Origin of the sequence: Streptomyces sp. NPDC057249 (assembly GCF_042669245.1) — a bacterium.
GTDB lineage: Bacteria > Actinomycetota > Actinomycetes > Streptomycetales > Streptomycetaceae > Streptomyces.
Genome location: NZ_JBHUXS010000001.1, coordinates 169,034 through 191,421, shown reverse-complemented (window position 1 = coordinate 191,421; position 22,388 = coordinate 169,034). Strand labels below are relative to the sequence as shown.

At 68.6% G+C, this 22,388-nt stretch carries 22 protein-coding genes and 2 pseudogenes; 19 read left to right on the top strand and 5 right to left on the bottom strand.

Features of this window, described 5'->3' with window-relative positions:
• Nucleotides 1–84: 84 nt before the first annotated feature.
• The 8 genes and pseudogenes from ACFUJY_RS00935 to ACFUJY_RS00900 all read left to right on the top strand — a co-directional run bounded on the left by ACFUJY_RS00935 (nucleotide 85) and on the right by ACFUJY_RS00900 (nucleotide 9,543).
• Nucleotides 85–3,147: a lantibiotic dehydratase gene (locus tag ACFUJY_RS00935; protein WP_383292548.1), complete on the top strand. Its 3,063-nt coding sequence runs from the start codon at nucleotides 85–87 to the stop codon at nucleotides 3,145–3,147.
• On the top strand, nucleotides 3,144–4,373 hold the full coding sequence (locus ACFUJY_RS00930) for a lanthionine synthetase C family protein (protein ID WP_383292545.1): 1,230 nt from the start codon (nucleotides 3,144–3,146) through the stop codon (nucleotides 4,371–4,373). Before ACFUJY_RS00935 ends, ACFUJY_RS00930 begins: the two co-directional genes overlap by 4 nt.
• Entirely contained in the window at nucleotides 4,355–5,374 is a 1,020-nt protein-coding gene (locus ACFUJY_RS00925; protein ID WP_383292542.1) for a thiopeptide-type bacteriocin biosynthesis protein, read from the top strand. Before ACFUJY_RS00930 ends, ACFUJY_RS00925 begins: the two co-directional genes overlap by 19 nt.
• 9 nt (nucleotides 5,375–5,383) lie before the next feature.
• Nucleotides 5,384–5,745, top strand: a pseudogene (locus tag ACFUJY_RS00920) (sugar nucleotide-binding protein); the annotation flags it as partial.
• A 9-nt stretch (nucleotides 5,746–5,754) separates the two neighbouring features.
• The gene (locus tag ACFUJY_RS00915) at nucleotides 5,755–6,261 is read left to right on the top strand and encodes a topology modulation protein (RefSeq protein WP_383293853.1); all 507 of its coding nucleotides are present in this window, start codon (nucleotides 5,755–5,757) and stop codon (nucleotides 6,259–6,261) included.
• Nucleotides 6,262–6,857: 596 nt separating this feature from the next.
• Nucleotides 6,858–7,301 carry a hypothetical protein gene (locus ACFUJY_RS00910; protein ID WP_239105447.1) on the top strand — a complete coding sequence of 148 codons (444 nt, stop codon included), beginning with the start codon at nucleotides 6,858–6,860 and terminating at the stop codon, nucleotides 7,299–7,301.
• Nucleotides 7,302–7,395: 94 nt separating this feature from the next.
• Nucleotides 7,396–8,631 (top strand): MAB_1171c family putative transporter, encoded by a 1,236-nt coding sequence (locus ACFUJY_RS00905; RefSeq protein WP_383292539.1) that lies wholly within the window; start codon nucleotides 7,396–7,398, stop codon nucleotides 8,629–8,631.
• Between the two features lie 282 nt (nucleotides 8,632–8,913).
• On the top strand, nucleotides 8,914–9,543 hold the full coding sequence (locus tag ACFUJY_RS00900; protein ID WP_383292537.1) for an HAD-IA family hydrolase: 630 nt from the start codon (nucleotides 8,914–8,916) through the stop codon (nucleotides 9,541–9,543).
• Nucleotides 9,544–9,746: 203 nt separating this feature from the next.
• Here ACFUJY_RS00900 and ACFUJY_RS00895 read toward each other — a convergent pair whose 3' ends face one another.
• Complete coding sequence (locus ACFUJY_RS00895) at nucleotides 9,747–10,619, bottom strand: helix-turn-helix domain-containing protein (protein WP_383292534.1); 873 nt, start codon at nucleotides 10,617–10,619, stop codon at nucleotides 9,747–9,749.
• A 555-nt stretch (nucleotides 10,620–11,174) separates the two neighbouring features.
• Here ACFUJY_RS00895 and ACFUJY_RS00890 point away from each other — a divergent pair.
• The 11 genes and pseudogenes from ACFUJY_RS00890 (at nucleotide 11,175) to ACFUJY_RS00840 (ending at nucleotide 20,000) form a co-directional block, all read left to right on the top strand.
• Nucleotides 11,175–11,501 carry a transcriptional regulator gene (locus tag ACFUJY_RS00890; RefSeq protein ID WP_383292532.1) on the top strand — a complete coding sequence of 109 codons (327 nt, stop codon included), beginning with the start codon at nucleotides 11,175–11,177 and terminating at the stop codon, nucleotides 11,499–11,501.
• 1 nt (nucleotide 11,502) lies between these two features.
• Nucleotides 11,503–12,522 carry a hypothetical protein gene (locus ACFUJY_RS00885; RefSeq protein ID WP_383292529.1) on the top strand — a complete coding sequence of 340 codons (1,020 nt, stop codon included), beginning with the start codon at nucleotides 11,503–11,505 and terminating at the stop codon, nucleotides 12,520–12,522.
• A complete protein-coding gene (locus ACFUJY_RS00880) occupies nucleotides 12,522–13,226 on the top strand; it encodes an ATP-binding protein (protein ID WP_383292526.1) in 705 nt (234 codons plus the stop codon). The genes ACFUJY_RS00885 and ACFUJY_RS00880 overlap by 1 nt, the downstream gene beginning before the upstream one ends.
• A 117-nt stretch (nucleotides 13,227–13,343) precedes the next feature.
• Nucleotides 13,344–13,910 (top strand): WhiB family transcriptional regulator, encoded by a 567-nt coding sequence (locus ACFUJY_RS00875; protein WP_383292523.1) that lies wholly within the window; start codon nucleotides 13,344–13,346, stop codon nucleotides 13,908–13,910.
• Nucleotides 13,907–14,974, top strand: coding sequence for a DUF2637 domain-containing protein (locus ACFUJY_RS00870; RefSeq protein WP_383292520.1), 1,068 nt, complete (start codon nucleotides 13,907–13,909; stop codon nucleotides 14,972–14,974). Before ACFUJY_RS00875 ends, ACFUJY_RS00870 begins: the two co-directional genes overlap by 4 nt.
• Before the next feature lie 102 nt (nucleotides 14,975–15,076).
• The gene (locus ACFUJY_RS00865) at nucleotides 15,077–15,301 is read left to right on the top strand and encodes a hypothetical protein (RefSeq protein ID WP_383292517.1); all 225 of its coding nucleotides are present in this window, start codon (nucleotides 15,077–15,079) and stop codon (nucleotides 15,299–15,301) included.
• Nucleotides 15,298–15,963 (top strand): plasmid mobilization protein, encoded by a 666-nt coding sequence (locus ACFUJY_RS00860; RefSeq protein ID WP_383292514.1) that lies wholly within the window; start codon nucleotides 15,298–15,300, stop codon nucleotides 15,961–15,963. Before ACFUJY_RS00865 ends, ACFUJY_RS00860 begins: the two co-directional genes overlap by 4 nt.
• Nucleotides 15,963–17,735, top strand: coding sequence for a relaxase/mobilization nuclease domain-containing protein (locus ACFUJY_RS00855; protein ID WP_383293850.1), 1,773 nt, complete (start codon nucleotides 15,963–15,965; stop codon nucleotides 17,733–17,735). The genes ACFUJY_RS00860 and ACFUJY_RS00855 overlap by 1 nt, the downstream gene beginning before the upstream one ends.
• A 106-nt stretch (nucleotides 17,736–17,841) precedes the next feature.
• The gene (locus tag ACFUJY_RS00850; protein ID WP_383292512.1) at nucleotides 17,842–18,246 is read left to right on the top strand and encodes a hypothetical protein; all 405 of its coding nucleotides are present in this window, start codon (nucleotides 17,842–17,844) and stop codon (nucleotides 18,244–18,246) included.
• Nucleotides 18,247–18,384: 138 nt separating this feature from the next.
• Nucleotides 18,385–18,794, top strand: a pseudogene (locus ACFUJY_RS00845) (transposase); the annotation flags it as partial.
• 328 nt (nucleotides 18,795–19,122) lie between these two features.
• Nucleotides 19,123–20,000, top strand: a protein-coding gene (locus tag ACFUJY_RS00840; RefSeq protein ID WP_383293847.1) for an IS5 family transposase whose coding sequence is annotated in 2 segments (ribosomal slippage) — nucleotides 19,123–19,441 and nucleotides 19,441–20,000 — 879 coding nt in all. Because the reading frame shifts where the segments join, the coding sequence is not laid out codon by codon here.
• Between the two features lie 108 nt (nucleotides 20,001–20,108).
• Here the strand turns inward: ACFUJY_RS00840 and ACFUJY_RS00835 are convergent.
• From ACFUJY_RS00835 to ACFUJY_RS00820, 4 genes are all read right to left on the bottom strand, one after another.
• A complete protein-coding gene (locus ACFUJY_RS00835; protein WP_383292509.1) occupies nucleotides 20,109–20,411 on the bottom strand; it encodes a non-histone chromosomal protein 6 in 303 nt (100 codons plus the stop codon).
• A 72-nt stretch (nucleotides 20,412–20,483) separates the two neighbouring features.
• Nucleotides 20,484–20,759: an acyl carrier protein gene (locus tag ACFUJY_RS00830; RefSeq protein WP_383292507.1), complete on the bottom strand. Its 276-nt coding sequence runs from the start codon at nucleotides 20,757–20,759 to the stop codon at nucleotides 20,484–20,486.
• Between the two features lie 286 nt (nucleotides 20,760–21,045).
• Nucleotides 21,046–21,471 carry an I66 family serine proteinase inhibitor gene (locus tag ACFUJY_RS00825; protein ID WP_383292505.1) on the bottom strand — a complete coding sequence of 142 codons (426 nt, stop codon included), beginning with the start codon at nucleotides 21,469–21,471 and terminating at the stop codon, nucleotides 21,046–21,048.
• A gap of 80 nt (nucleotides 21,472–21,551) precedes the next feature.
• On the bottom strand, nucleotides 21,552–22,139 hold the full coding sequence (locus tag ACFUJY_RS00820; protein WP_383292502.1) for a superoxide dismutase: 588 nt from the start codon (nucleotides 22,137–22,139) through the stop codon (nucleotides 21,552–21,554).
• Between the last annotated feature and the right edge of the window lie 249 nt (nucleotides 22,140–22,388).

Sequence of the window (22,388 nt, the reverse complement as noted above, 5' to 3'; positions counted from 1 at the left end):
CCCTCTCACCTGTGGGCCGGGCGAAGCGCTTCGCCCGGCCCACAGGCCCCTCTCCCCTCCCGCGCCGCCTCATGGAAGGGCCTCATGGCTTCCCGAGCAGCCGCCGGATACCTGTGGCAAGGCGTTGCGATGCTGCGCGCCACCACCAGCCCCGGGCCGGCAGACATCCCCCGCACCCTCGACCTGGACAACGTGGCCGTCACCCGCGGATGGCTGAACCGCATCTGGCAGCGCGAGGACTTCCGCAGCGCGCTCGAGCTGGCCACCCCCGTCCTGTCCGACGCCATCGAGGCCGTCGTCCGGGGCCGGCAGACCGAGCCCCGTCAGGTGCGCCGCACCGCACTGTCGACCGTCTCCTACCTCCTTCGGTGGCAGCACCGGCCCACCCCGCTCGGCCTGTTCGCCGGCACCGCCCCAGTGTCCGTCGGGCCCCGCGCGAGCGCGCGATGGCGCGACAAGCACCGCACGCTGATCCGGCCGGATGCCGAATGGGTCACCGACATGGTCCTCCGGCTCCAGCGCACCCCGGCGTTGCTGAAGCGGTTACCGGTCGTCGCCAACAACGCCGCCCGCGCTCGCGGTGACCGGCTCGTGGCGCCGGGCCCGCCCTCCGACGGCCACGCCGTCCTCCTGGCCCCGGTCGAGATATCCGTCCGCAACGCCCGGCCGGTGGCCGCCGCCATGGCCGCGGCCTGCACCCCCGTCCCCTACAGCGGCCTCCACGGCGACCTGCGCGCCCGCTTTCCGCAGGCCACTCCGGAGAAGATCGACGCACTTCTCGCCAGCCTGGTCGAGCAGCAGTTCCTCATCACCAGCCTGTGGGCGCCCATGACCACCGTGGACGCCTTCCAGCACCTGTGCCGCGAACTGGACCGGCTCCAAGCGGGCAGCATCCCCGAAGTGCGGGGCCTGGTCCACGAGCTGTACGCCCTGCGCGACGAGCTGTCCGCGCACCAGCCGACCCTCTCCGACACCAGCGTGAGCATCGTCGCCACGCGGATGCGCGCCCTCACCCCCGTCACGCCGACACCGCTGCTCATTGACACCGCCCTCGACTGCGAGACCCAGCTCCCGCAGGCCGTGATCGCGGAAGCGCAAGCAGCCGTCTCGGCCCTCTACCGCACCACCCCGCAGCCCTACGGCTACCAGCACTGGCGCGACTACCACCGCCGCTTCCGGGCCCGGTACGGCGTCGGCGCCCTGGTGCCGGTGATGGACCTGGTCGCCGACAGCGGCCTGGGCCTGCCCGCCGGATACGTCGGCTCCGAACGCGGCGCCGCCCTGAAGGTGCGCACCGACCGCGACGAACTGCTGCTCGCGCTGATGCAGCAAGTCCTCCTCGACGGCGGCCGTGAACTGCGGCTAACGGACGACATGGTCGACGCCCTGGAGAAGGCCGCCGGGAAGGACGAGCGGCTGTTCGTACCCCGGGTGGAGGTCGCCTTCGAAGTCCATTCCCCCAGCACCCGGGCACTCTCCAGCGGCGCCTTCGACGTCCTCCTCACCGCGGTCCCCCGGCCCGGCAGCAGCATGGCCGGCCGGTTCGCCCACGCCCTGCCGCCCGAGCACCAGGACGCGCTCGCCGCCACGTACTACGGAGCGCCGAACAGCCTCACGGCGCAGCTCGTCTTCCCACCGCGCCGCCACCGCAACGAGAACGTCACCCGCACGCCGCGGCTGCTGCCCCACGTCATCGAGCTGTCCGGCCACCAGGAGACAGACGAGACGACGATCCCGCTCGCCGACATCGCCGTCACCGCCAACCCGCGCAGCTTCCACCTCGTACAGCTCTCCACCGGCCGACGCATCGACGTCCGGGTCCTACACGCCCTGGAAGGTGGCACGCAGACCCCGCCGCTCGCCCGGTTTCTCGCCGAAGTAGCCAACGGACGGTTCGCCGCCTACAAGCCGTTCGACTTCGGCGCCGGCTCCCGGCTTCCGTTCCTCCCGCGGGTGCGCTACCGCCGCACCATACTCACGCAGGCCCGATGGCTGCTGATGGCCGACGACCTGCCCGGCCGCAAAGCCACGACCGAGGAGTGGGAGAACGCCCTCACCGTCTGGCGGAACCGGCTGCGGGTCCCGGTGCAGGTCGCCATCATCGAGTACGACCAGCGCCTCCCCCTCGACCTGTCCCACCCGGTCCACCGCCGGGCGCTGCGCGCGCACCTCGACAACGTTCGGCGCCTGGAGTTGCGCGAGGTCCCGGACGCAGATGCCCACGACTGGATCGGGCGGGCACACGAGATCTGGCTCTCCCTGGGCCGCTCGGAGCCGGCCGCCGAGGTACCCCGGCCGCGCACCGCTCCGTCAGCGGCCCCCGATCGGCACCTTCCGGGCGCCGGCGACGTCCTCCTCGCGCAGCTCCACGCCCACCCGCGCCGCTACGACGAGATCCTGAGCCGCCACCTGCCCAGCCTCCTCGCCGCGTTCGGCGACGTCCCGCCCCTCTGGTGGTTCACCCGGCACCGGGAGATGGCCCGCCCGGACGCTGACCAGCACCTCGTCCTCACGCTGCATCTGCCGCTCGGCGCGTACGGGGCAGCAGCCCAGCACGTCCGCAGGTGGGCGGACAGCTTGCACGGGACCGGTCTGGCGGCCGGGCTCGTCCTGGCTCCCTACCAGCCGCAGACCGGGCGCTTCGGCCACGGGCCGGCCATGGACGCCGCGCACCGGGTGTTCGCCGCGGACTCCGCCGTCGCCCTCGCGCAGATTCAGCTCACCGAGCGCACCGACGCGCTCGCCCCGCAGGCCCTCGCCGCGGCCAGCGCCCTGCACCTCGTCACCCCCCTGGCGCCGGACACCGCGGCGGCCGAAGAGTGGCTGGTGCGCAACCTCCCCCAGGGCACGGGGCGGCTGAACCGGGCCCTGCGTGCCCAGGTACTCGAACTCGCCGCGCCGAACGGCAACTCCGTGCTCGCGGCCTTCCCCGGCGGCCCTGCGGTTGTCGAAGCGTGGCGGGCTCGCGCCGCCGCCGTCGACACCTACCGGACGGCCTTGACCGACCAGCGCGACCCGCTCGACGTCGCCCGGTCGCTCCTGCACCAGCACCACGTCCGGGCCCTGGGCGTCGACCCGCGCGCCGAGGAAACCACGATCCGGCTCGTCCGAACCGCGGCCCTCCAGCACCGGAGGGCGGCTCGATGACCGCGCCGGCCGCTACCACCGCGACGATCCTGGAGCAGTACACCGCCCACCTCGCCCAACCCGCTCCCCCGCCTCCGGACGAGCCGTGGGTAGTGCAGTCCCTCGCCGACGGCGCCGCCGGGATCAGCCTGCTGCACATCGAGACGGTCAGCCGTCACGGCGGCTCCTGGCGCCCCGCCCACCGGTGGATCACCGCCGCGGCGGCCGGCCACATCAGCGCGGCCGACACCGCGGGACTGTTCCTCGGAGCCCCGGCCCTCGGCTTCGTCCTCACCACCGTCCCGCCGCCCTTCCAGCACCTGTACGAACCGGCGCGGCGGACCCTGCACCAGCACATCACCGACCTGACCCACCGCCGCGTGGACGCCGCGCTCACCCGCATCCGCGTGGGCGACCTGCCCACGTTCGCCGAGTACGACCTGTTCTACGGCCTCACCGGCATCGGGGCCTACCTCCTGCGCACCGACCCCGAAGGGCTTCCCCTCGAACGAGTCCTGAAGTACCTCGTCGCCCTGACCCGCCCCCTCGCACCCGACGGCCGCGGCCTGCCGGGCTGGTGGGTCCGCCACGACCCGGCCCGGGGCGAATCCCCCCACTTCCCGGGCGGCCACGGCAACTTCGGCGCAGCCCACGGCATCACCGGCCCGCTCCTTCTGCTGGCCCAGGCCATGCGCCGCGGCATCACCGTCAGCGGCCACCGCGAAGCCATCTGGAGCATCTGCGAACACCTCGACACCTGGTGCCAGCTCAGCCCCTCCGGTCCCTGGTGGCCCGAGCACATCTCGCGCCGCGACCTCGACCTCGGGCGTCCCCACCACGACGCTCCCGCCCGGCCGAGCTGGTGCTACGGAACCACCGGAATCGCACGAGCCGGGCAACTCGCCGGGCTCGCCCTGCACGCCCCCGACGTCCAGGCGTTCTACGAGGACGCCCTGTACCGGGCGTTGACCGACCCCGAACAGCTCGCCCAGGTCACCGACTCGGGCCTGTGCCACGGCTGGGCGGGCATCTACCAGACCGCCACCCGCGCCGCCGCCGATGCCGTCGACCCCCGCCTCCAGGCCCTCCCGAGAAGCCTCGGTGACACCCTCGCCGCGAGCGCCCGGCCCGGCCTTCCCGAGCCCGGCCTGATCAACGGTGCCGCCGGCACCGCGCTCGCCCTGACCACCCACGCCTCACAGCAGGCCCCGATCACCGGATGGGACGCATGTCTCCTGATCAACTGATCTCGACGGAGCCGAGCCCGATCCACCGCGCGGTCACGGCCGCCCTCACCGGCCCGCCGATCCCCGAAGTCGCAGCCCGGCACGGGATGGAACCGACGACCCTGTCCGACGCCCTAGCGGTCTACGACCAGGCGGGCCGGGAGGCCCTGGCCCGGCACGCCTCCACGGACGACTGGTGGCAGGTGTACCTCCACTTCACCGACTGGACGAAAGCCGACGAGACCTTCACCGCGCACGTCCTGCCCCTGCTCCAAGAGGCGGAGACCGCCGGCCTCATCGTCGGCTGGTGGTACACCAGGAAGCACCCCTGCTGGCGCCTGCGTCTCCGCGTCCGGCCGGGGATCGGCGCCAAGATCGGAACCGCGGAGGGACTGGACCGACTCGGCTTGCACCGCCTTGTGGCCGACGGCCACCTCGTGCGCTGGTGGCCCGGGATCTACGAGCCCGAGACCGCAGCGTTCGGGGGCGAGGCGAGCATGACGGCCGCGCACGCCCTGTTCATCACCGACAGCCGAGAGGCGCCGCAGCTCAGGCACCGCGCGGACCTGGCCGTGGGGCCGCGCGAGCTGTCCGTCCTCCTCTGCACGATCATGATGCGCGCCGCCGGCCTGGAGTGGTACGAGCAGGGAGACGTCTGGCATCGCGTCATCACGGAAGAGCACCGCTCGGCAGTCGGCGACGTCCCAGCAGACCGGCTCGACACTCGCGCCCAAGAGATCCGGCCCCTGCTCATCGCCGACAGCGACGTCCTGCTGCGCCCCGGCGGACTGCTGGAGCCCGTCTCCGAGTGGGTCGGCGCCTTCCGAGGCACAGGGCAAGAACTTCACCATGCCGTACAGGTCGGGACGCTGGACCGTGGCCTACGGCAGGTGCTCAGCTACCACGTGATCTTCCACTGGAACCGGCTGGGCCTGTCCATGCGGGGGCAGAGCATCCTGGCCTGGGCGGCCCGGGCGGCCATCCTGCACGGCGTCGATCACCAGGGGAGCCAGGGAGTGTGACAACGCTCATCATCCGCCGTCGTCCGCACATCCATGATCATCGGGGACGCGCGTTCCGTGCACGAGTGCCTAGTGCACCAGCTCGTCGACGGCCCCGCCAACGGAACCTGTTCACCGACGACGTCCGCTGCCCGATCCACGTCTCGGATCTGGCCGCCGCGCTGCTGGAGCTCGCGGAGCGCGGCACCGCAGCAGTACAACACGCCGCGGGCAGATGCCCTCAGCCGCCATGAACTCGGCGTTCTCATCGCACGGTGCGACGGCCTGGACGCTTCACGCCTCCCCGCTGGCCTGCGCGCCGAGAGCCCGCTGCCCGGCCCGTCGACGTGCGCATCGACAGTCGGGCGACCCAGCACTTGTTGTCTCTACGCTGGAGCACCATGAAGAAGGTCGCCATCGTCGGCTGCGCAGGCAGCGGCAAGTCCCACGTGGCCCGCCAGCTCGGGAGGATCCTCAATGCCTCGGTGACGCACCTGGATGCCGCGTTTTACGACGACGAGTGGAACGCGCTGCCCATGGACGAGTTCACCCGAGTGCAGAGCGAGCTGGTCGCGGAGCCGCGGTGGGTGATCGACGGCAACTACAACTCGACGCTGCAGGTACGGCTCGAAGCCTGCGACACAGTGGTCTTGATGGACGTGTCGACCGTGGCGGCGCTGTACGGGATCTTCTCCCGGCAGGTCCGGCACGGAGCCGGGCACAAGGGCAACGGGGTGCATAACCGCATTCACTGGGGCGTGATCAAGTACGTCGCCACGTACCGGCGCATGATGCGACCCCGCGTGATGGCGAAGATCAACGAGTTCAACTCGGGTACCGACGTGGTGCTGCTGGCAAACCGGCGCCAGACGCGCCGCTGGCTGCGAAGGGTGGCTGACGAGCAGTGACGCTGCCCCTTCTGTGCACGGCCCGGGCCGCAAGTGGAACCCGGATACGCCGTACAGACGGTCCATGTCCCACGGGCGAAGCCCGCAATAGGCAATGCGGAGCGCTCTGTTCACCCTCTCTCCCTTCAACTAGGTGATTGAGGCGGGTTCTTAGCGACGGGACACCAACTCGATTGGGCAGAGCCACGCGTGATGGGATGCGCTCACCATGCGCGGAGCGCATCATCCCAGAGAATGAATCCAAGTTGGATTGTTACGTGCGCCCGCCGCCTTTGATCTTGAAACGATAATGTGTCGAATGGTGCGGGGGTGACCTTCGCAACATGCCCTTCCGGCAAGATCACGTAATACCCCTTGTACGCTTAGGTGCGCAAAGCGCGTGCCGGTACTGGCGTCGTGCGCATCGAATACAGGATCCGGCCTGCCAGCGCCTCGCGTACGCGCGTTGAGGTATGGGGTCCGCAGTGAGCATGAATGGAGCGACTATGCGTTGGCGTAGGGACCCTTCACGTCGCGCCCTTGTGAGGGAATGCGAGAAAAAGCTCGCTGATCTCCCTATACCATCCCCCTTCAGTGTCGAGACCCTGGTGAGCAATATGGAAAGCGCGCTGGGGCGTCAGATCCAGCTGGTCCCACTGGACGACCCCGACGGGGGACTGGGGACAGCGTGCGGCCTTCGGGTGAAAACTCCCGAGGTAACCATCATTCTCTATCGTCGCCGATCAAGCAGAAATCAAACAGAACACATAATCCTCCATGAGATCGCGCATGAGTGGATGGATCACGGCACCTCTCTAACGGCCGTTGAAATCGAGCGCTACGTCCCTGAGCGCATCCGGCAAGAAGTGCTTCGGCGCTACCCATCAGCCCTCATTCAAGCGCGCGTCGATTTCGACAGTCACGAGGAGAAGCAAGCTGAGCTTTCAGCGTCATTGATCAAGCGCCTGGCGCGTCGCCAGTCTGCTACCGGAGACGATGTGATCAGCCTGTTGGAGTATTCGTTGGCGCATCCGGTTGCCCCGCCGCGGCGTCGGCGCTAGCACCACACGATCCGCAATCTCGCACTGACCAAGTCTGCACTCTGCAGGGCCCGTGAGCGGCGACAGGTGTGGCGCCTATAGATCGACTGATTCCGTGTTCGACTTCTTCAAATACTTCACTGCGGCAGTAATGACGCTGATCTCCATCTGGCGTTTCCCGGCTGTCAGATATGGCGATGCACATCGTAGGGCGCTCTGGGGCGGCTATGCAGGATTTGCAGTGGCCCTGTGTCTATACACACCAGCAGCGATGGACGCGGTCGATCGCATTCCGGTGGTCGACCTCAGCGCCCTGCTCCGGCACTTTGCCAGCACGGCGGCGATCATGGCGGCTCTGACCTATGTCGCCACCAGCTACGGCAAGACCGCTGAGGCGGTCGTACCCAGGCACGTGGCGTTCTCGCGGTGGATCGCCCGAGCGTCGTACAAGGCCGGAGCCGTCGGCGTGGTGCTGCTCGCGATCCTCTTCTTTACCGTTGTCCAACGCGATCGGCCGAGTGAGGACTTCCTCGTTGACCATGCGGGAGAATGGGGCGTCGCGGTCTACATGACCGTGTTCTATTTCTTTCCGCTAGTCACCACCGCCGTATGCGGCTATCAGTGGACGAGGGCGGCACACCGAGCTGAGAGCACGAGCATGCGCATCGGGCTCGGTCTGATGGGTTTCGCGATGTGGATGGGACTCGTTCACACGATAGCCAGAATTGCCATCTTGTGGAGTGCCGTAGTATTCCCTCTCAGGCAATCGACGGTGCGATTTCTGGTCGATGCCACTGCGATCTGGATGAATCTTCTTTTTGTTATCGTCGCAGTAGGTGCAAGCATCCCGACGACCCGCGCGGCTGCTGCGCGATGGAAGACGTTCCGAACCCTGAACTTGATCTATCCGCTCTGGTTCGATCTAGTCGAAGCTTTTCCCGGAACAAGTCTGTACCCGCCCGGCCGACGGATCACGGAACTTTTGCAGTTTCGCGTCCCCATTGATGTTCGCTTGGACCGATGGACGCAGGATATATCAGACGCCTGCGAGAAACTGCGCTACTACGTGCCATGCGACTTGATGTTTGCTGCGGAGGACAAGGCGTCCCCACACTCCGATCCCGAGCCTGCTGCGGAGGCGTACTGGATAAAGGCTGGCCTTCTTGCCGCTAACGCGGAATGCGTCAGGCCGTCTTCGGCCACCCTGATGAGAGACAAGCCGTTCGTGGACACCGAAAGTGAAGCTGCGTGGTACGTGCGAGTCAGCACGGTCTACACGCAGATCACCGGTGACCAAGCGCGAGAAGTTCTTCTTGACTCCCAGAAGTTGGAATCGGAATCTCGGCGGTAGTTCTGGAGCACGGGATGCGTCGGGTTGCCGTATCCGTGTTTCCGGCGTGTGCGCCCTGTCACACAGAGGTGCGATCTTGTAAGGCTTGCGTGAGATTCGGCACCACCGGGCGTGCGGTCGCGACTGGTACCGTGGGCAAGGCGGAAAAAGAGGTTTTGCTCCGCCCCGTAAGTGCACTTCCTGGCCTGCGATGCGCAGCTTCTGCGACCGCCATGTACGCCGGGTCCGTGACGCTGTCCGGTCTGGATAGGCGTCCGAAATCTCAGCAATGGAGTTCCCCGCATGTCCAACCGCCGTACCGGCCTCATTCTTGATTTCGGAGGCGTTCTCACCACCCCCCTGCTGCCCGCTGTGTTGGCGTTCGAGCAGCGTGAAGGTCTTCCCCAGGGGGCCTGCCTCACTGCCCTGTACAAGGACCCGGAGGGCGTCCGGATCACCAGCGATCTGGAACGCGGAGTGGTGTCCCAGCGCGAGTGGAACGAGTTCGCCGGCAGGATGCTGAATGTGCCTGCGGACGGGCTGATGGGGAGGATCTTCGGCGACCTCCGACCTGAGCCGCTGCTGATCGACGCTGCCGCCGCAGCCCGCCGGGCCGGGATCAAGGTCGGCATCCTGTCGAATTCCGTGGGCCTGGAGCCGTGGGACCTGTATGCCGGCTACGAGTTGGAGAAGCTGTACGACGTCGTCGTCATCAGCGAGCACCACATGATGCGTAAGCCCGACGCACAGCTCTTCGAGGCCACGCTGAAGCTGATGAGCCTGCCTGCCGAAGAGTGCGTCTTCGTCGATGACACCGAGGCGTACGTCCAGGCAGCGGAGCAGCTCGGCCTCGCGGGAGTGCACAACCAGGATCCGAAGCAGACGGTCGCAGCCCTGTCCGAGCTGTTCGACGTCGACCTGACCGCTTCGTAGATCGGCGTCGATTCCGTCCGTATGAAGGGACTACGGCTCGGCCTCCAGGGAGGCCGAGCCGTAGTCCCTTCGTGCATCCGGTCCGAGAAGTGGGCTGGCCCGGTCAGAGCCGAGGGGCGATAGGCGGTCAGGGGTCCTCGGTCGCGCCCGCAAGGCGGCGGTACCGCAACTGATTTCCACCCGCCCGTTACTAGCTAGCGAGGTTACTCTTTGTCCTGAACCTCGGACAGAGCGTGTCGCAGCTCTCCTACGAGCCTGTTGATGTCGGCCATCGATCTCCGGGAGAGGATCTCGCTGCCGCGTGCGGCCAGGCCGAGGATGTGTCCCTGGTGAATCGAGCCGATGAAGCGAACAGCCTCTAGGAACTCCTGGACCATGGGGCTTAGTTCGGCGTCATCGCCGAACAGCCAGGCCGGGACCTGGAAGGCGTGTGCCAGGCCGGCGCGCACTTCATCCGATGCCGCGGTCTCGGTTCCGTCGCGCAGCTCGCCGATGCCCTCGGCGGTGACGGCTGCGGTCGGCGCATGCTCGTTGACGAGTCGCGCGATCTCCGCGTCGGAAAGCGCCTCCTCGCCGGTGGAACCGTACTGCAGGAGAAAGTTGATCTTTTCTCCGATCGTGCGAGGCGCGGCCTCTTGATCGCCCTGTGGGGCGGTGGTGCGAATGCCGAACGAGCGATCCTGCGCCGCGAGCAGCTCCTCCTCGGTCACCCTGTACGCCGCCGCCAGCGGCTTCACATAGCTGTCGTTGAGCCTGCGCCGCCCGGACTCGGCGTTGCTCACCGGCCCCCGGCTTGCCCCGATGATTTCGGTGGCCTCCGCCACGCTGAGACCGGCGTCACAGCGTAGGAGCTGTAGGTCCGGCGGCCCGTCGTGGGGGAACAGTTCGTCGAGCCGTTCGTTGAGCGCCTTGGCGATCGCCGGCAGCTTCTCGCCCTTGGGAAAATCCTTCCCGGATTCCCACCGTGCGACGGTGGCACCGCTGACGCCCACCAGTTCACCCAGCTGCCTCTGGTGCATGTCCCTGCGTCGGCGGACAGCACGCACGCGGCTGCCGTCGAACTGACGAGGGGGCACGGGGACTCCTGGTGCGAGATGGCGATGGGCTCGGTGTCGGGGTCAACTGTAAGCCAGGGTTGATGCATTTTCGAAACTGACGTACGTTTCCGTATCGCACCTGTTGATCAGGCCCGATTCTACGGTGCCGAGCCCTGGGGGACCTCTGTGCATATTCGTATGCCATAACCGCTCACGCGACAAGCGCTTGCAGTGCTTGCCGGGCGGCACGGATCCACGTCGGCATCGCCCTCCTGAGAGCGGCCGACACGGAGTAAGACGACCGCAAACGATCTTCCGGACAACGGGATGGACTTGTCCGCGGGGTCTACGTATGTTCGTCGTCCCACGCCGGGCAGCGCCCCGGAATGGGGCCGATGACCAGCGAAAAGGAGGCGGGACGGATGCCGGCATACGACCCGTGATCTGACCCCGAAACTGAAACCGGCGCCGAGGAGCTACCAACTCCCAAGCGCCGGGCTGGCACCCCGAGGGTGCCAATTACACATCACGCGGGCGGCAGGGCTTCTTGCACGAGACCGCCGCACCGCGCTCCTTCGAACAACGGAGTATCGCATGCTCGCCACGCCGAGCGGAAGCCCGGCCTGCGCGGACGACGGCCGTCCGTGCCGCCTCGCCGCACAGCTCGCCGACATGATCCCGGGGGCGGCCACGATCCGGGTCAGCCTCACAGACCCGACACAGACGTGGCCTCATCTGCACGCCGTCGTCAAGGACGAGGCCGGAAGGACCCTGGAGCTGGGGCGCCCGACCGCCAGGGTCGCGGCACGCTGGATCCTGCGGGTCTGGCCGGAGGTGGACTGGATGCGCCCGCACACCTTCTGCCTCGCCGACGCCACCCTGACCCGCAGCGACCTGGTCGCCGCTGAGCGGGGCCGCTGAGATGGCCCGGATCCGAACCGTCAAGCCGGAGGCGTTCACGTCCGAGTCGCTCGCCGAAGTGACCGTGGCGGCCGAGCGGACCTTCTTCGGCCTGCTCACCCAGGCCGACGACCATGGCCGCCACCGGGACAACGCCGCGATCATCGCGGGGCTTCTCTGGCCCCTGCGCGCCGAGCACACCTCGGTCCACGTCGAAGACGACCTCCACCAGCTCGCGAATGCCGGTCTGATCTGCCGATACACCGGATGCGACGGCCGCCTCTACCTCCACATCGTGACCTGGGCCGAGCATCAGAAGATCGACAAGCCGAGCCAGTCGCGCCTGCCCTCGTGCCCGCAGCACCAGGCTGCCGACCGGTGCGCCCCCTGCAAGGGCTCCTGCTCCCGGCGGGGGAACGGCTCGCCCACCACTTCCCGAGGACTCGCTGAGACCTCGGCGAGGGCACCCCGAGCCCTCGATCTGCCCGCCGCACCCTCCTCGACGGTGTCGGAACAGGCAGACGGGCCAAGCGCCGACCGGCAGAACGCCGCTGATGGAGCCAGCAGCGCACCCGGGCGGACCGGAGTTAAAAGTGCAGGTCAGAGGGTTGCCTCTGGCGGCTCCCCGAACCTTCCCCGAAGCCTCCCCGAAGGCTCGGCGCCTGGATCTAGGATCTTGGATCCTGGATCTCTTGTCCCTACGGGGCGCACAGCGCCCGCAGCCGGCATCTCCGCCAAGGACCTCGTCGGGGAGTACGTCGCCGGGTGCGACCAGCGCCCCCCGAGCGACGTGATCGGGCACCTCGGCCGGATCATCAAGAAGCTCCTGGACGAGGGCATCGCACCGGCGCACATCCGAGCCGGGCTGGCGAACTTCACGGCCAACCCCAAGCACCCGAGCGTGCTGACCAGCATGGTCAACGAGGCGATGAACGCTCGCCCCGGCGGTTTTGCGCGGCCGGGAATCCGGCCTAACGTGCCCGCCCACCAGGCGTGGACCAACCCGGCCAACGCTTCCGCCGCCTACGCCGAGGAGCTGTGATGCACACCCGTCACCGCGAACCCCAGCTCCTCGGCAACGAAGCCACGCTGGAGCGCATGGCCCGGATCCTGGCCGCCCGCAACATCGACCCGGCGGACGCCGCGCTGCCGGACGACGCCGAGCCCTTCTCACCGCTGGACGCTCTGCTTGCCGGGGTGCCCCCGCGCTATCAAGCGGCTGTCGCCGACCACCCCACGGTCCTGGAGTGGGTCCGGAAGGTCACCGACGCGGCCGTTGCCCCCAGCCGAGGAGCCCGACGACAGGTCACCACCGGCCCTAGCTTGCTGATGGCCGGGGTCGTCGGCGCGGGCAAGACACACCAGGCGTACGGCGCAGTCCGAGCGCTGGTGCAGAGCGGGGTCGGCGCGCGCTGGCGGGCGACCACCGCCGCCGACCTCTACGCCGATCTCCGCCCCCGGCCCGGGGTGGACAGTGAGCGGGAGCTGGCGGCCGTCAGCCGGTGCCCGCTGCTGATCATCGACGACCTCGGCGCGGCCAAGGCCAGCGAGTGGGTCGAGGAGATCACCTACCGGCTGATCAACCGGCGGTACAACTACGAACTCCCCACGCTGATCACGACCAACCTGGCGATCAAGGACCTGCGTTCCTACCTCGGGGACCGAGTCGCCAGCAGGCTCGCGCAGATGACCACCCGAGTCGAGTTCGAGGCCGTCGACCGCAGACGCCACAGCGCCGCCGCCTGACCCTCCCCAGGCCAGCCCGCCGGACCGCGCCCTCGCACCGCCGCCCCCCGGGCACCTACCGCCAGCGCACCTCTCCGCCGACGCCCCTGCGCGCGGAGAGCGATCGGAGCACCCCGCATGACCAGCACGATGAACGGCCCCGCCCAGCACCGTCAGCTCGGCGACCAGACCTGGCAGGCCGACGCCGTCTGCCAGAGCACCGAGTACAACCCGGTGGACCCCGAAGTCTTCTTTCCCGAACCCGACGAGACCGCCAAGATCGCCACGGCCAAGGCCCTGTGCGACCAGTGCCCGGTCCGGCGCACCTGCCTGGACGCCGCTCTCGAAGGGGGTGACACCGACGGGATCCGTGGCGGCCTGACGGAAGAGGAGCGCGGGCCGCTGCACGACAAGCTCGCCAGCCGCCTCGACTACAGCCGCGTCAATGCCACCATCGCCGGACGCGACGTGCACCTCACCCATACGGAACGCCGCGCGGTCGAGTACGCGGCCTACCGCCACGGGGTGAGCGAGCAGCGCCTGGCCTGGCTTCTGAAGGTCACCGAGGAGCACGCCAAAAAGCGGTACCGCGAGATCCGCCGGGCCGAGCGCAACCGAACCCTGAACCAGCCCACCACGAACACCACACCCCCCGAAACCAGCGGCGAGCGCCTGATCCGCGACGACTTCGGGACGGCGGCATGAACATCGCAAGCGCGCCGGAGACGGCGCACATATCCGGGTGGGACCGCGCGGCTGTCGTGGCGCTCGGGGGCGCGGGGTGCGCGCTGTCGTACGACGCCCTGCAGCAGATGGCCGTGGCCATCCACATCCGAGGCTTCCTTACCTACCTGTTCCCCCTGGTGATCGACGGGTTCATCGCCTACGGCATCCGAGCCCTCCTGGTCCTGCGCAACGCACCACTGCGCGCCCGGCTCTACGTCTGGACGCTCTTCGGCACGGCCACCGCCGCCAGCATCTGGGCCAACGCGCTCCACGCGGTGCGGATCAACCAGGACGCGGTCGCCGGCACCGGTCTCCGGCTCGGGGACGCGGTGGTCGCGGTGCTCTCCACCATCGCCCCGCTCGCACTGGCCGGAGCGGTCCACCTCTACATCCTCATTGCCCGGGGCCCGGTCGAGGACTCTGGCCGGCAGAACCTCGGTCAGCCCGGTCACCTCGGTGAGACCGACCGCAGCGACGCTATCGAGGTCACCCGGACCGACCGAGCCGGTCAGCAGCGGTCAGCGGCCGGTCAGGTCAAGTCCGGTCAGGCGGTCACCGCTCTGACCGACCGGCTGCCGCTGTCCCCGACCGACGAGGACACCGCCGCCCGGTCAGTGACCGGAGACTCGACCCCGGCGACCAGCGGCCAGTCGGTCACCGACCACCACCACCGCAGCCACGGTGACCCTGACCTGTCGGGACAGGCGGACAAGGGCCGGACGGTCACTGACCGCCCCAGCAGTACGGCCCCGGTCGGTGATGACCAGGACAGCCCGGCGGCGGTCAGTGCCCGGCCGGTCACCTCGCCGCCGGTCACTGACCGGGCCGCTCGGTCGACTGGTGACCGGCGTCCTGACCCGGACACCGAGGAGCTGCTGGCGATCGCCCGGTCGGCGGTCAGGGCCGAGGACAAACTGACCCGCAAGGTGGTCGCCCAGGCGATCCGAGGTCAGCAGATCCCGCTGTCCAGCGACACCCTGACCGCGCTGATGGCTCAGCTGCGCGAGCAGCACCGCCAGCCGGTCACTTCCTCCCGGCCCTGACCGAACCTCCACGGAGTGGGTGACCGAACCGGTCAACCCGGCCGGTCACCCACTCCGCATGTCACCGACACACCCCGCCACAGCAGAAGCGGAGAGCACCCGATGCGCACTCACCCGGCCACGCCCACCGAAGTCGACTCCTGGCTGACCGTCCTGCACCAGCACGGACACCTCCACCGCGCCCAGTCCGGCCCCGACACCACCTGGATCGTGCAACGCGAGCAGCATGACCGGCCCTGGACCCTGCACCACCCCGTCCTGGCCATGGACTGGATCGAGGAACTCGTCCGCGAAATCCAGCAGCAGGACCCGGAGACGAGCCGGTGAACACCAACAACCCGGCGGCCACTTCCGCTGGACAGCAGCGTGACCCCACCACGGCTCCTGGCGGAGCAAGCTATCGCGTACGACGGTCCTACGGCCCGACGTACGCACTTGCCCCCGCCCAGGAGGGCGGGGGAAGCCCGGCTGGTCCCCGAGCGAGGGCGCACGGGGACCAGCCGGGCAACCGGCACCAGGGGGAGCCGGTCACCGGGGGAGAAGCCGACCGCGACGACCACCGCGAGCAGCCGAGCCCGAGCACGCCCGCCTACCCCGACCGCAAACCGCGCCGCCGTAGCCGCAACTCGAGCGAGCGCGCCCGCAAGACGACCACCCGCCTCTCCGACACCGAGAAAGCGGAGATCACCGACGCCGCCACCCAGCGCGGCGTCACCGTCGCCCGCTTCCTCGCCACCGCCGGCCTGAGCGCCGCCCGCGGACGCGCCGCCGTGCACAGCAACGACCAGCTCGACACCGCCATCGACGAACTCGCCGCTCTACGCACCGCGCTGGCCCGGATCGGCAACAACATCAACCAGATCGCCTTCGTCCTCAACAGCGGTGGCCACCCGCGCGCCGGTGAACTCGAACACGCGCTGGGCGCGCTGACCGGACTTCTCGCCCGCGTCGATGACGCGGCGAACGACCTGGTGACCCGGCGGCTGTGATGGTTCCCGACATCGGACGCGGCTCCCGCACCCACGGCCTCCTCGTCTACCTGTACGGCCCCGGACGGCGCGAGGAGCACACCGACGCGCACCTCGTCGGCTCCTGGGACGGCTTCGCTCCCGACCCCGGCCGCGACACCGGCCTCGGCCCCGACCCGAAGGTCACCCTCGCCCGGCTCACCGCCGCCCTGGATTTGCGGGTCAAGCAGGTCGGCGACCGCGCACCCGCCAAGCACGTCTGGCACTGCTCGGTCCGCACCGCCCCCGGGGACCGGCGGCTGGACGACGAGGAGTGGAACACCGTCGCCCAGCGCATCGTCCACGCCACCGGCATCGCCCCGGATGGAGACCCCGACGGCTGCCGGTGGATCGCCGTCCGCCATGCGGAAGACCACATCCACATCGTCGCCACCCTCGTACGCGGCGACCTGCGCAACCCGCGCCTGAACTACGACTTCAACAAGGCCCAGGCCGAATGCCGCCGCATCGAGAAGGAGATGGGCCTGCGGCGCCTGAACGCGGGCGACGGAACCGCAGCGAAGAACCCCAGCAGCGCCGAGAAGTTCAAGGCCGAGCGCACCGGCCGCCCGGAGACCTCGCGCGAGACGCTCCGCGAGGCCGTTCGTCGAGCCGTGGCGGGAGCGGATTCGGAAGAGGAGTTCTTCACGCGGCTCCGAGAAGCGGGGGTACGGGTGAAGCTGCGGCACGCACCGTCCGGTGACGCGCTCGGCTACAACGTGGCCCTGCCTGGCGACCGCAACCGCGATGGAGACCCGGTCTGGTACCCCGGCTCAAAACTGGCCCCCGGCCTCTCCCTTCCGAAGATCCGCCTACTCCTCACCGACGGGGCCGCCGAGCCCAGCGCGCCCGCGGTCGCCGCTGACCGGACGAACTGGTCATCGCCCGCCCGTCAACGACGCAACGCAGTCGTCATCGCCGAGCGCTCGGTCACTCTCCTGGAACGCGACGAGGACGGCGAGGCCGCCGCCCAGCTCGTCGGCGTCGGAGAACTCCTCGACGCAGTGGCCCAGACCTCACCGGCCACCACCCGCACCGAGCTGGCCGCCGCAGCTCGCGCCTTCGAACGGGCAACCCGCAGTCATGTCCGCGCCGAACGCGCCGACACCCGGGCCCTCCGCTCGGCCGCCCGAGGCATTGTCCAGGCCGGCGGGGCGCTCGGCCGAGGCGAGGACGGCGGCACCACCGCCATGCTCGTCTCCACCCTCGTCCTCGTCACCCTCGCCGCCGCCCGCTGGCACTCCGCCCGCGGACACGCCCAGCAGGCCCACGCCTCCCGACAAGCCGCCGCGCACCTGCGCACCGCCTACCGGCAGGCCGCCGCCACGCCGATGCGAGTGCTGCATGACCAAGGTCGGGCCCTTCCAGAAGCCCAGCGCCGCACGCACGAAGCCACCCTTCGCGCCGTCCTGCCGGAGAAGGCCGTACGGGCAGGGGGCATGGAAGCGAGGACCGACGCCTTGGTCGCCACCCTCGCCCAGGCCGAGCGGGCAGGCCATGACTCCGAAGCCCTCCTGCGCCAGGCCATCGACATGCGCGAACTCGACAGCGCCGACGACGTGAACGACGTCCTGGTCTGGCGCCTGCGGCGCATCGCCCAGCTCTCGGCACACCCGGGGGACGGTGCCCGTCGTCCGCAGGCCGCCACCCGCCAGGCCACCACGCCGAGCGGCCGCACCAGTGAACGAAACGCGACGGCAGCCGTACGGCTCGGGACTGCTCAAGACCCCAACCGCCGCTCGCCACGTCGCTGACCACGTCGAACCGGACGTAGACCACCGTCCGAGCGGACGCCGCGAAATGTATGGACAGCCGGTTCCACCGGCTGTTACGGATGAAGACAGGACCGACAACCGGGAGATGACGCTCGTGCTCAGAACCACCACCCGCATCACGGAGCCGGCACCCGTCCTGCCCGTCGTCCCCACTGGTACCGACCCCCTGCTGCAGCTCCAGGCCGAGACGCGGTCGGCCGAAGGCCCCGGGGCAATTCGCTGCGTCGGCCACTCACGCGAACTCGCTCTCGGCGGCATCCCCGTGATGTGCTCCGCCTGCCGTGCCCGACGCGACTGGCTGCTCATCAACCACGGGCGCAACGTCTGGGTCCGCTGCCGGTGCGGCAACCAGTGGCTCGAGCCCGAGATCAGTCGCGCCGACTTCGATGCCCTGGTCGGCGGCCCGCACGGGACGACCTACCCGAGTGTCGAGGCAGGCTTGGCTGCGCTCGGGTTCGACGGCGTATTCGCCGGCATCTACCTGGAGTAAGCGAGCACCAGACGGAACGCGAGGGGCGCCACCGGCATATCGGACACTGTCGGTTAATTCCGCCCCTCGCGTGACGTCGGCCTTCGAGACCCCGGTTGTGGTCTTGAACGCCGACGTTGGGGTGTGGGGTGGGTGCGGATGTCGATGCAGCCGAAGGGTCGGGGGAGATTCCGGCGGAGACGGTGCGGGTGGCGCGGGCCGCGTTCCCGAACGGGAGTCTGGCGATCCGGGTCAGGGACGAGCTGGGGCGGTTGTTCACTGACGAGCAGTTCACGGACCTGTTCCCGATGCGGGGGAAACCGGCTTGGTCGCCAGGGCGGCTGGTGCTGGTGCTGGTGTTGCAGTTCGTGGAGAGGCTGACCGACCGGCAGGCCGCGGAGGCGGTGCGGGCCAGGATCGACTACAAGTACGCGCTCGGGCTTGAACTGGGGGGATCCTGGGTTCGATTTCTCGGTGCTGTCGGAGTTCCGGGACTGTCTGGCCGGGGCGGACGCGGGCGGCGGGTGCTGGACGGCATCTTGGCCGCCAGCCGGGAGAAAGGGCTGCTGCCCCACGGGGCACATGACGGTGACAGCACGCGGCAGCGACGTCCCACGGCCCACCGGCCGCCTGCGCGGTGAATAGGGAGTACGGCCGGGCATCCGGCGCCGACTACGAGGATGCGCTGACTAAGCTCGGGGCTGCGGGCGCATTCGGAGCACGGGGTTCCATCTACCGGTCGGAGACCGGCAGCGGCTTCCCTGCTTCGGTGCGCACTCCGGCAGCCACGGCCCAATCCGCGCTCACCGTGCGGCGGCCGGCTGAACCGGGCAGGGCACCCTAGGGCCTGTCCGACGAGTCGCGTGACTGCTGTTCGTGCTGTTCGTTCCGGTCGACATGGGGCGGGGCGACTTGTCGAACGAAGAATGGGATCGACTGGGGCCCTCCTTGCCGAGGAACGTTGGCCGGGGCGGACGTTGGAAGAATCATCGTCAAGTGATCGATGGGATCCTTTTCCGCCTTAGAACCGGCATCCCGTGGCGGGATCTTCCGACTCGATTCGGCAAGTGGAAGACGGTATACGACAGGCATCGCCGGTGGTCGGCGGATGGAACGTGGGACAGGATTCTGCGAGCAGTCCAGGCCGATGCGGACGCGCAAGGCCGCATCGATTGGTCGGTGGTAAGCGTGGACTACACGGTGTGCCGTGCTCACAGCATGCCGCCGGCGCACGAAAGCAGGTGCCGCAGAAAGCTGGCAACCACAGCTGGCCCGCTCAACACCGCCCGGACGAAGCTCTCGGCCGTTCACGCGGCGGGCTGACGACGAAGATCCACCTGGCGAGCGACGGCGGCTGCCGACCGCTGGTCGTCCTGATCACTCCGGGTCAGTGGGGTGACGCCCCTCAGCTGATCCCGGTCCTGGACCGCGTCCGTGTCCCGCGACCGGATGGTGGACGCCCACGGACGCGGCCGGACTATCTCTGTGGCGATAAGGCGTACAGTTCCCGCCGAAACCGACAATACCTGCGGCGACGGCAGATCCGGCACACGATTCCCGAGCGCCGGGACCAGCGGGCCCACCGCCTGCGCCGTGGCAGTGCGGGCGGCAGACCCGCCGGTTTCAAGCGGGATCTTTACGCGCGCAGGAACGAAGTCGAGCGCACTGTGTATGCCCTCAAGAGGTTCCGTGCGATAGCGACACGGTTCGACAAGCGGGCCTATGTCTTCCAGGGGACCGTCACCATCGGAGCGATCCGACTCTGGCTCCGCTAACGCGACTCCAGACGTGCCACGGGCTTGACGTGGCGAGGCCGGGCAGTTCAGGCGGCGGAGGACTCATGTGAGGCGGCTTGTCCCAGCGCGGTGGGCGCTGGGTTCACGTCACTCGTCGTTTTCCCCCACGTCGTAGTGCGCCTTCTCGGCCTCGTACCGCCTCTTGTCGTCCTCTGCCTTCTTCAGGTACTGCGCTTTAGCTTGTTCGGGCAGCTCCGACCACTCTTTCCCCAGGATCTTCCCGATCAGCCCAAATGATGCGTCCGGGTTCTCCTTCTTCGCCCGCACGCGGTTCGCCTGGGAGTAGAGCATGTAGGCGGACAGGGGGCGCTTGGGGGCGTTGGTGTCCTTCTTCCGGCGTGAGCGGTGGGCGCGGTCTCCGTCTTCGGCCTTGCCTCGCCTGGTGCGCATACTTTCGGCGGTCTTGGTGTCTCGGGGGCTCATCGACTCTCCGGTTCTCGAAACAGCACGGCTGCGGGGTGGTCAGGCTGTCTGGTCGTGAACGCTGTCGAGGACATCGCCGACGGTCTCCCAGTCGTCGACGTCCTCATAGAGTTCGTCAATGCCGAGCTCCATCTCCAGCATGGACGCCACGTTGGCGAGGCTCTCCTCGTCGGCGTTGAGGTCATCAGCCAGGAGCATCTCGGGCTGCAAGGTGTTGACGTCGCATCCCAGCGTCTCCGCCAGGATGGAAATTGTCCGTACGGTGGTTGGGTCGCTACTGGCAAACTTGCCCGTCGCTGTCTGTGTTTCGTTCACCGAGCCCATCTCTCTCCGTCAGCGGGGATCACTACGCGCAAAGATCCTTTTGCCCGAACGAGGCAGCTCGATTACGACCGCGGACGTCTTTCACTGTTTTGGGGTATGCACCGCTCATCCGTGCGCCAGCGGAAGGCCCGCCCCTCCGTGATCGGCGGTGCTCAGGTGCAGGCCGAGCGAGTGCAGTCGTGGCGGCGCACCCAGAGTGAACTAAGCGCAGGTAGTGGTTCGAAAGCTCGTACGGTGACCTTCAAGGATGTGGGTCACCTGACCTACCGGACAGGCCCTAGGACTCGACGCTGGTGAAGGTGAACGTGGTGGAATCACCGTTTTCGCTTCCGGCGGGCAGCACCCCGATCCTGCAGTGCTTGCCGGGTTCCGAGACGGCCCACACCCCACCTTCGGGGCTCATGATGCGGTAGCGGCCATCCGTGCCGTCCACGGGGTGGAGTTCCCACTCCACAGCGTCCTGCCCGCCCTGGACGAGGGAGACCACGTCCTTGGTGGGGCGCCCGTCCCCGACGGCGGCTGGCCCCTCCTTGACGTACAGCATGTACCGCCCGTTGGGAAGCGGTTCGACGGTCCAGGTGGCGTCCTCGTCATCGGTCTTGTTGAAGACCGGCTTGGGCGAGAGATCCATCGTCTCGTTACGGGCGCGGCCGACCATGTCGCCGCCATTGTGGATCTTGTACACACCGGAGTCGAGGTGCATCGCTTCTTTCCGTTCGTCCTGGGGGGATGTGAGGGGCACGGCAGGCGCAGGCCCCGGAACAGATGTGGCTGGTGAACCTTTTACCGCTTGCTGGTGAGGACTTCGTTGGCGAAGCGCCAGTTCGCCAGGTGGAAGAAGGCGTCGATGTACTTCGCGGGCGCGTCGCCGTAGTCGGTGCTGTAGGCGTGCTCCGACATGTCGGCCACCAGGAGGGGGTGCGCGCCCGCGGTGAGCGGCGTCTGGGTCTCGCCGGTGGTGGTGATCTCCACCGTCTTTTCGGGTGTCAGGACCAGCCATGTCCAGCCCGGGCCGGCGAGGCCGACAGCGGCCTTGGTGAAGTCTTCCTTGAACGCCTCGAAGGACCCCCATGTGGTGACGATGACGTCCTGGAGGGTGCCGTGGGGGTCGCCTCCGCCGTTCGGGGAGAGGCTGTGCCAGTAGAAGGTGTGGTTCCAGTGCTGCGCGGCGTTCTCGGCGAGGGATCCCGAAGCCTGCTTGACGATGTCCTCAAGCGGAGCGTCTTCCCACTCCGTGCCTTCGATCCCCTTGTTCAAGTCATCCACATATGCCTTGTGGTGCCTACCCCAGTGAAAGGTAACCGTCTCAGCCGAGAGGTGGGGGTCCAGGGCGTACTGCGGGTAGGGCAGCTCGGGGAGTGTGAACGGCATCGGTCGCTCCTCTGGTCGCAGACAGGGCGAGACCCTCGCGGGCTGCCCCAGGGCCCTCAGTCGATCACGCTCTTGCGGGGTCATGACGTGCACGCGGAGACAGGTTGACGCGGTGCACGGCTGCGCGTTTCGCCTCGCCCGCTACCGGCTGCACGGTGAAAGGCCCCCTCCCGGTGCGCTGGAGGATCAAGGCGAAGGGCTTGAGGACCACTCGTTCGAGGGTCACCCACACGGCGGCCGACCGACCAT

Bases quoted from the DNA above. Each gene is read 5' to 3' on its own strand.
- ACFUJY_RS00850 (WP_383292512.1), top strand. From the start codon at position 17,842: ATGACGCTCGTGCTCAGAACCACCACCCGCATCACGGAGCCGGCACCC.
- ACFUJY_RS00885 (WP_383292529.1), top strand. From the start codon at position 11,503: ATGGCCCGGATCCGAACCGTCAAGCCGGAGGCGTTCACGTCCGAGTCG.
- ACFUJY_RS00935 (WP_383292548.1), top strand. From the start codon at position 85: ATGGCTTCCCGAGCAGCCGCCGGATACCTGTGGCAAGGCGTTGCGATG.
- ACFUJY_RS00820 (WP_383292502.1), bottom strand. From the start codon at position 22,139: ATGCCGTTCACACTCCCCGAGCTGCCCTACCCGCAGTACGCCCTGGAC.
- ACFUJY_RS00890 (WP_383292532.1), top strand. From the start codon at position 11,175: ATGCTCGCCACGCCGAGCGGAAGCCCGGCCTGCGCGGACGACGGCCGT.
- ACFUJY_RS00900 (WP_383292537.1), top strand. From the start codon at position 8,914: ATGTCCAACCGCCGTACCGGCCTCATTCTTGATTTCGGAGGCGTTCTC.
- ACFUJY_RS00915 (WP_383293853.1), top strand. From the start codon at position 5,755: ATGAAGAAGGTCGCCATCGTCGGCTGCGCAGGCAGCGGCAAGTCCCAC.
- ACFUJY_RS00875 (WP_383292523.1), top strand. From the start codon at position 13,344: ATGACCAGCACGATGAACGGCCCCGCCCAGCACCGTCAGCTCGGCGAC.
- ACFUJY_RS00855 (WP_383293850.1), top strand. From the start codon at position 15,963: ATGGTTCCCGACATCGGACGCGGCTCCCGCACCCACGGCCTCCTCGTC.
- ACFUJY_RS00880 (WP_383292526.1), top strand. From the start codon at position 12,522: ATGCACACCCGTCACCGCGAACCCCAGCTCCTCGGCAACGAAGCCACG.
- ACFUJY_RS00865 (WP_383292517.1), top strand. From the start codon at position 15,077: ATGCGCACTCACCCGGCCACGCCCACCGAAGTCGACTCCTGGCTGACC.
- ACFUJY_RS00910 (WP_239105447.1), top strand. From the start codon at position 6,858: ATGGAAAGCGCGCTGGGGCGTCAGATCCAGCTGGTCCCACTGGACGAC.
- ACFUJY_RS00825 (WP_383292505.1), bottom strand. From the start codon at position 21,471: ATGCACCTCGACTCCGGTGTGTACAAGATCCACAATGGCGGCGACATG.
- ACFUJY_RS00870 (WP_383292520.1), top strand. From the start codon at position 13,907: ATGAACATCGCAAGCGCGCCGGAGACGGCGCACATATCCGGGTGGGAC.
- ACFUJY_RS00930 (WP_383292545.1), top strand. From the start codon at position 3,144: ATGACCGCGCCGGCCGCTACCACCGCGACGATCCTGGAGCAGTACACC.
- ACFUJY_RS00835 (WP_383292509.1), bottom strand. From the start codon at position 20,411: ATGCGCACCAGGCGAGGCAAGGCCGAAGACGGAGACCGCGCCCACCGC.
- ACFUJY_RS00925 (WP_383292542.1), top strand. From the start codon at position 4,355: ATGTCTCCTGATCAACTGATCTCGACGGAGCCGAGCCCGATCCACCGC.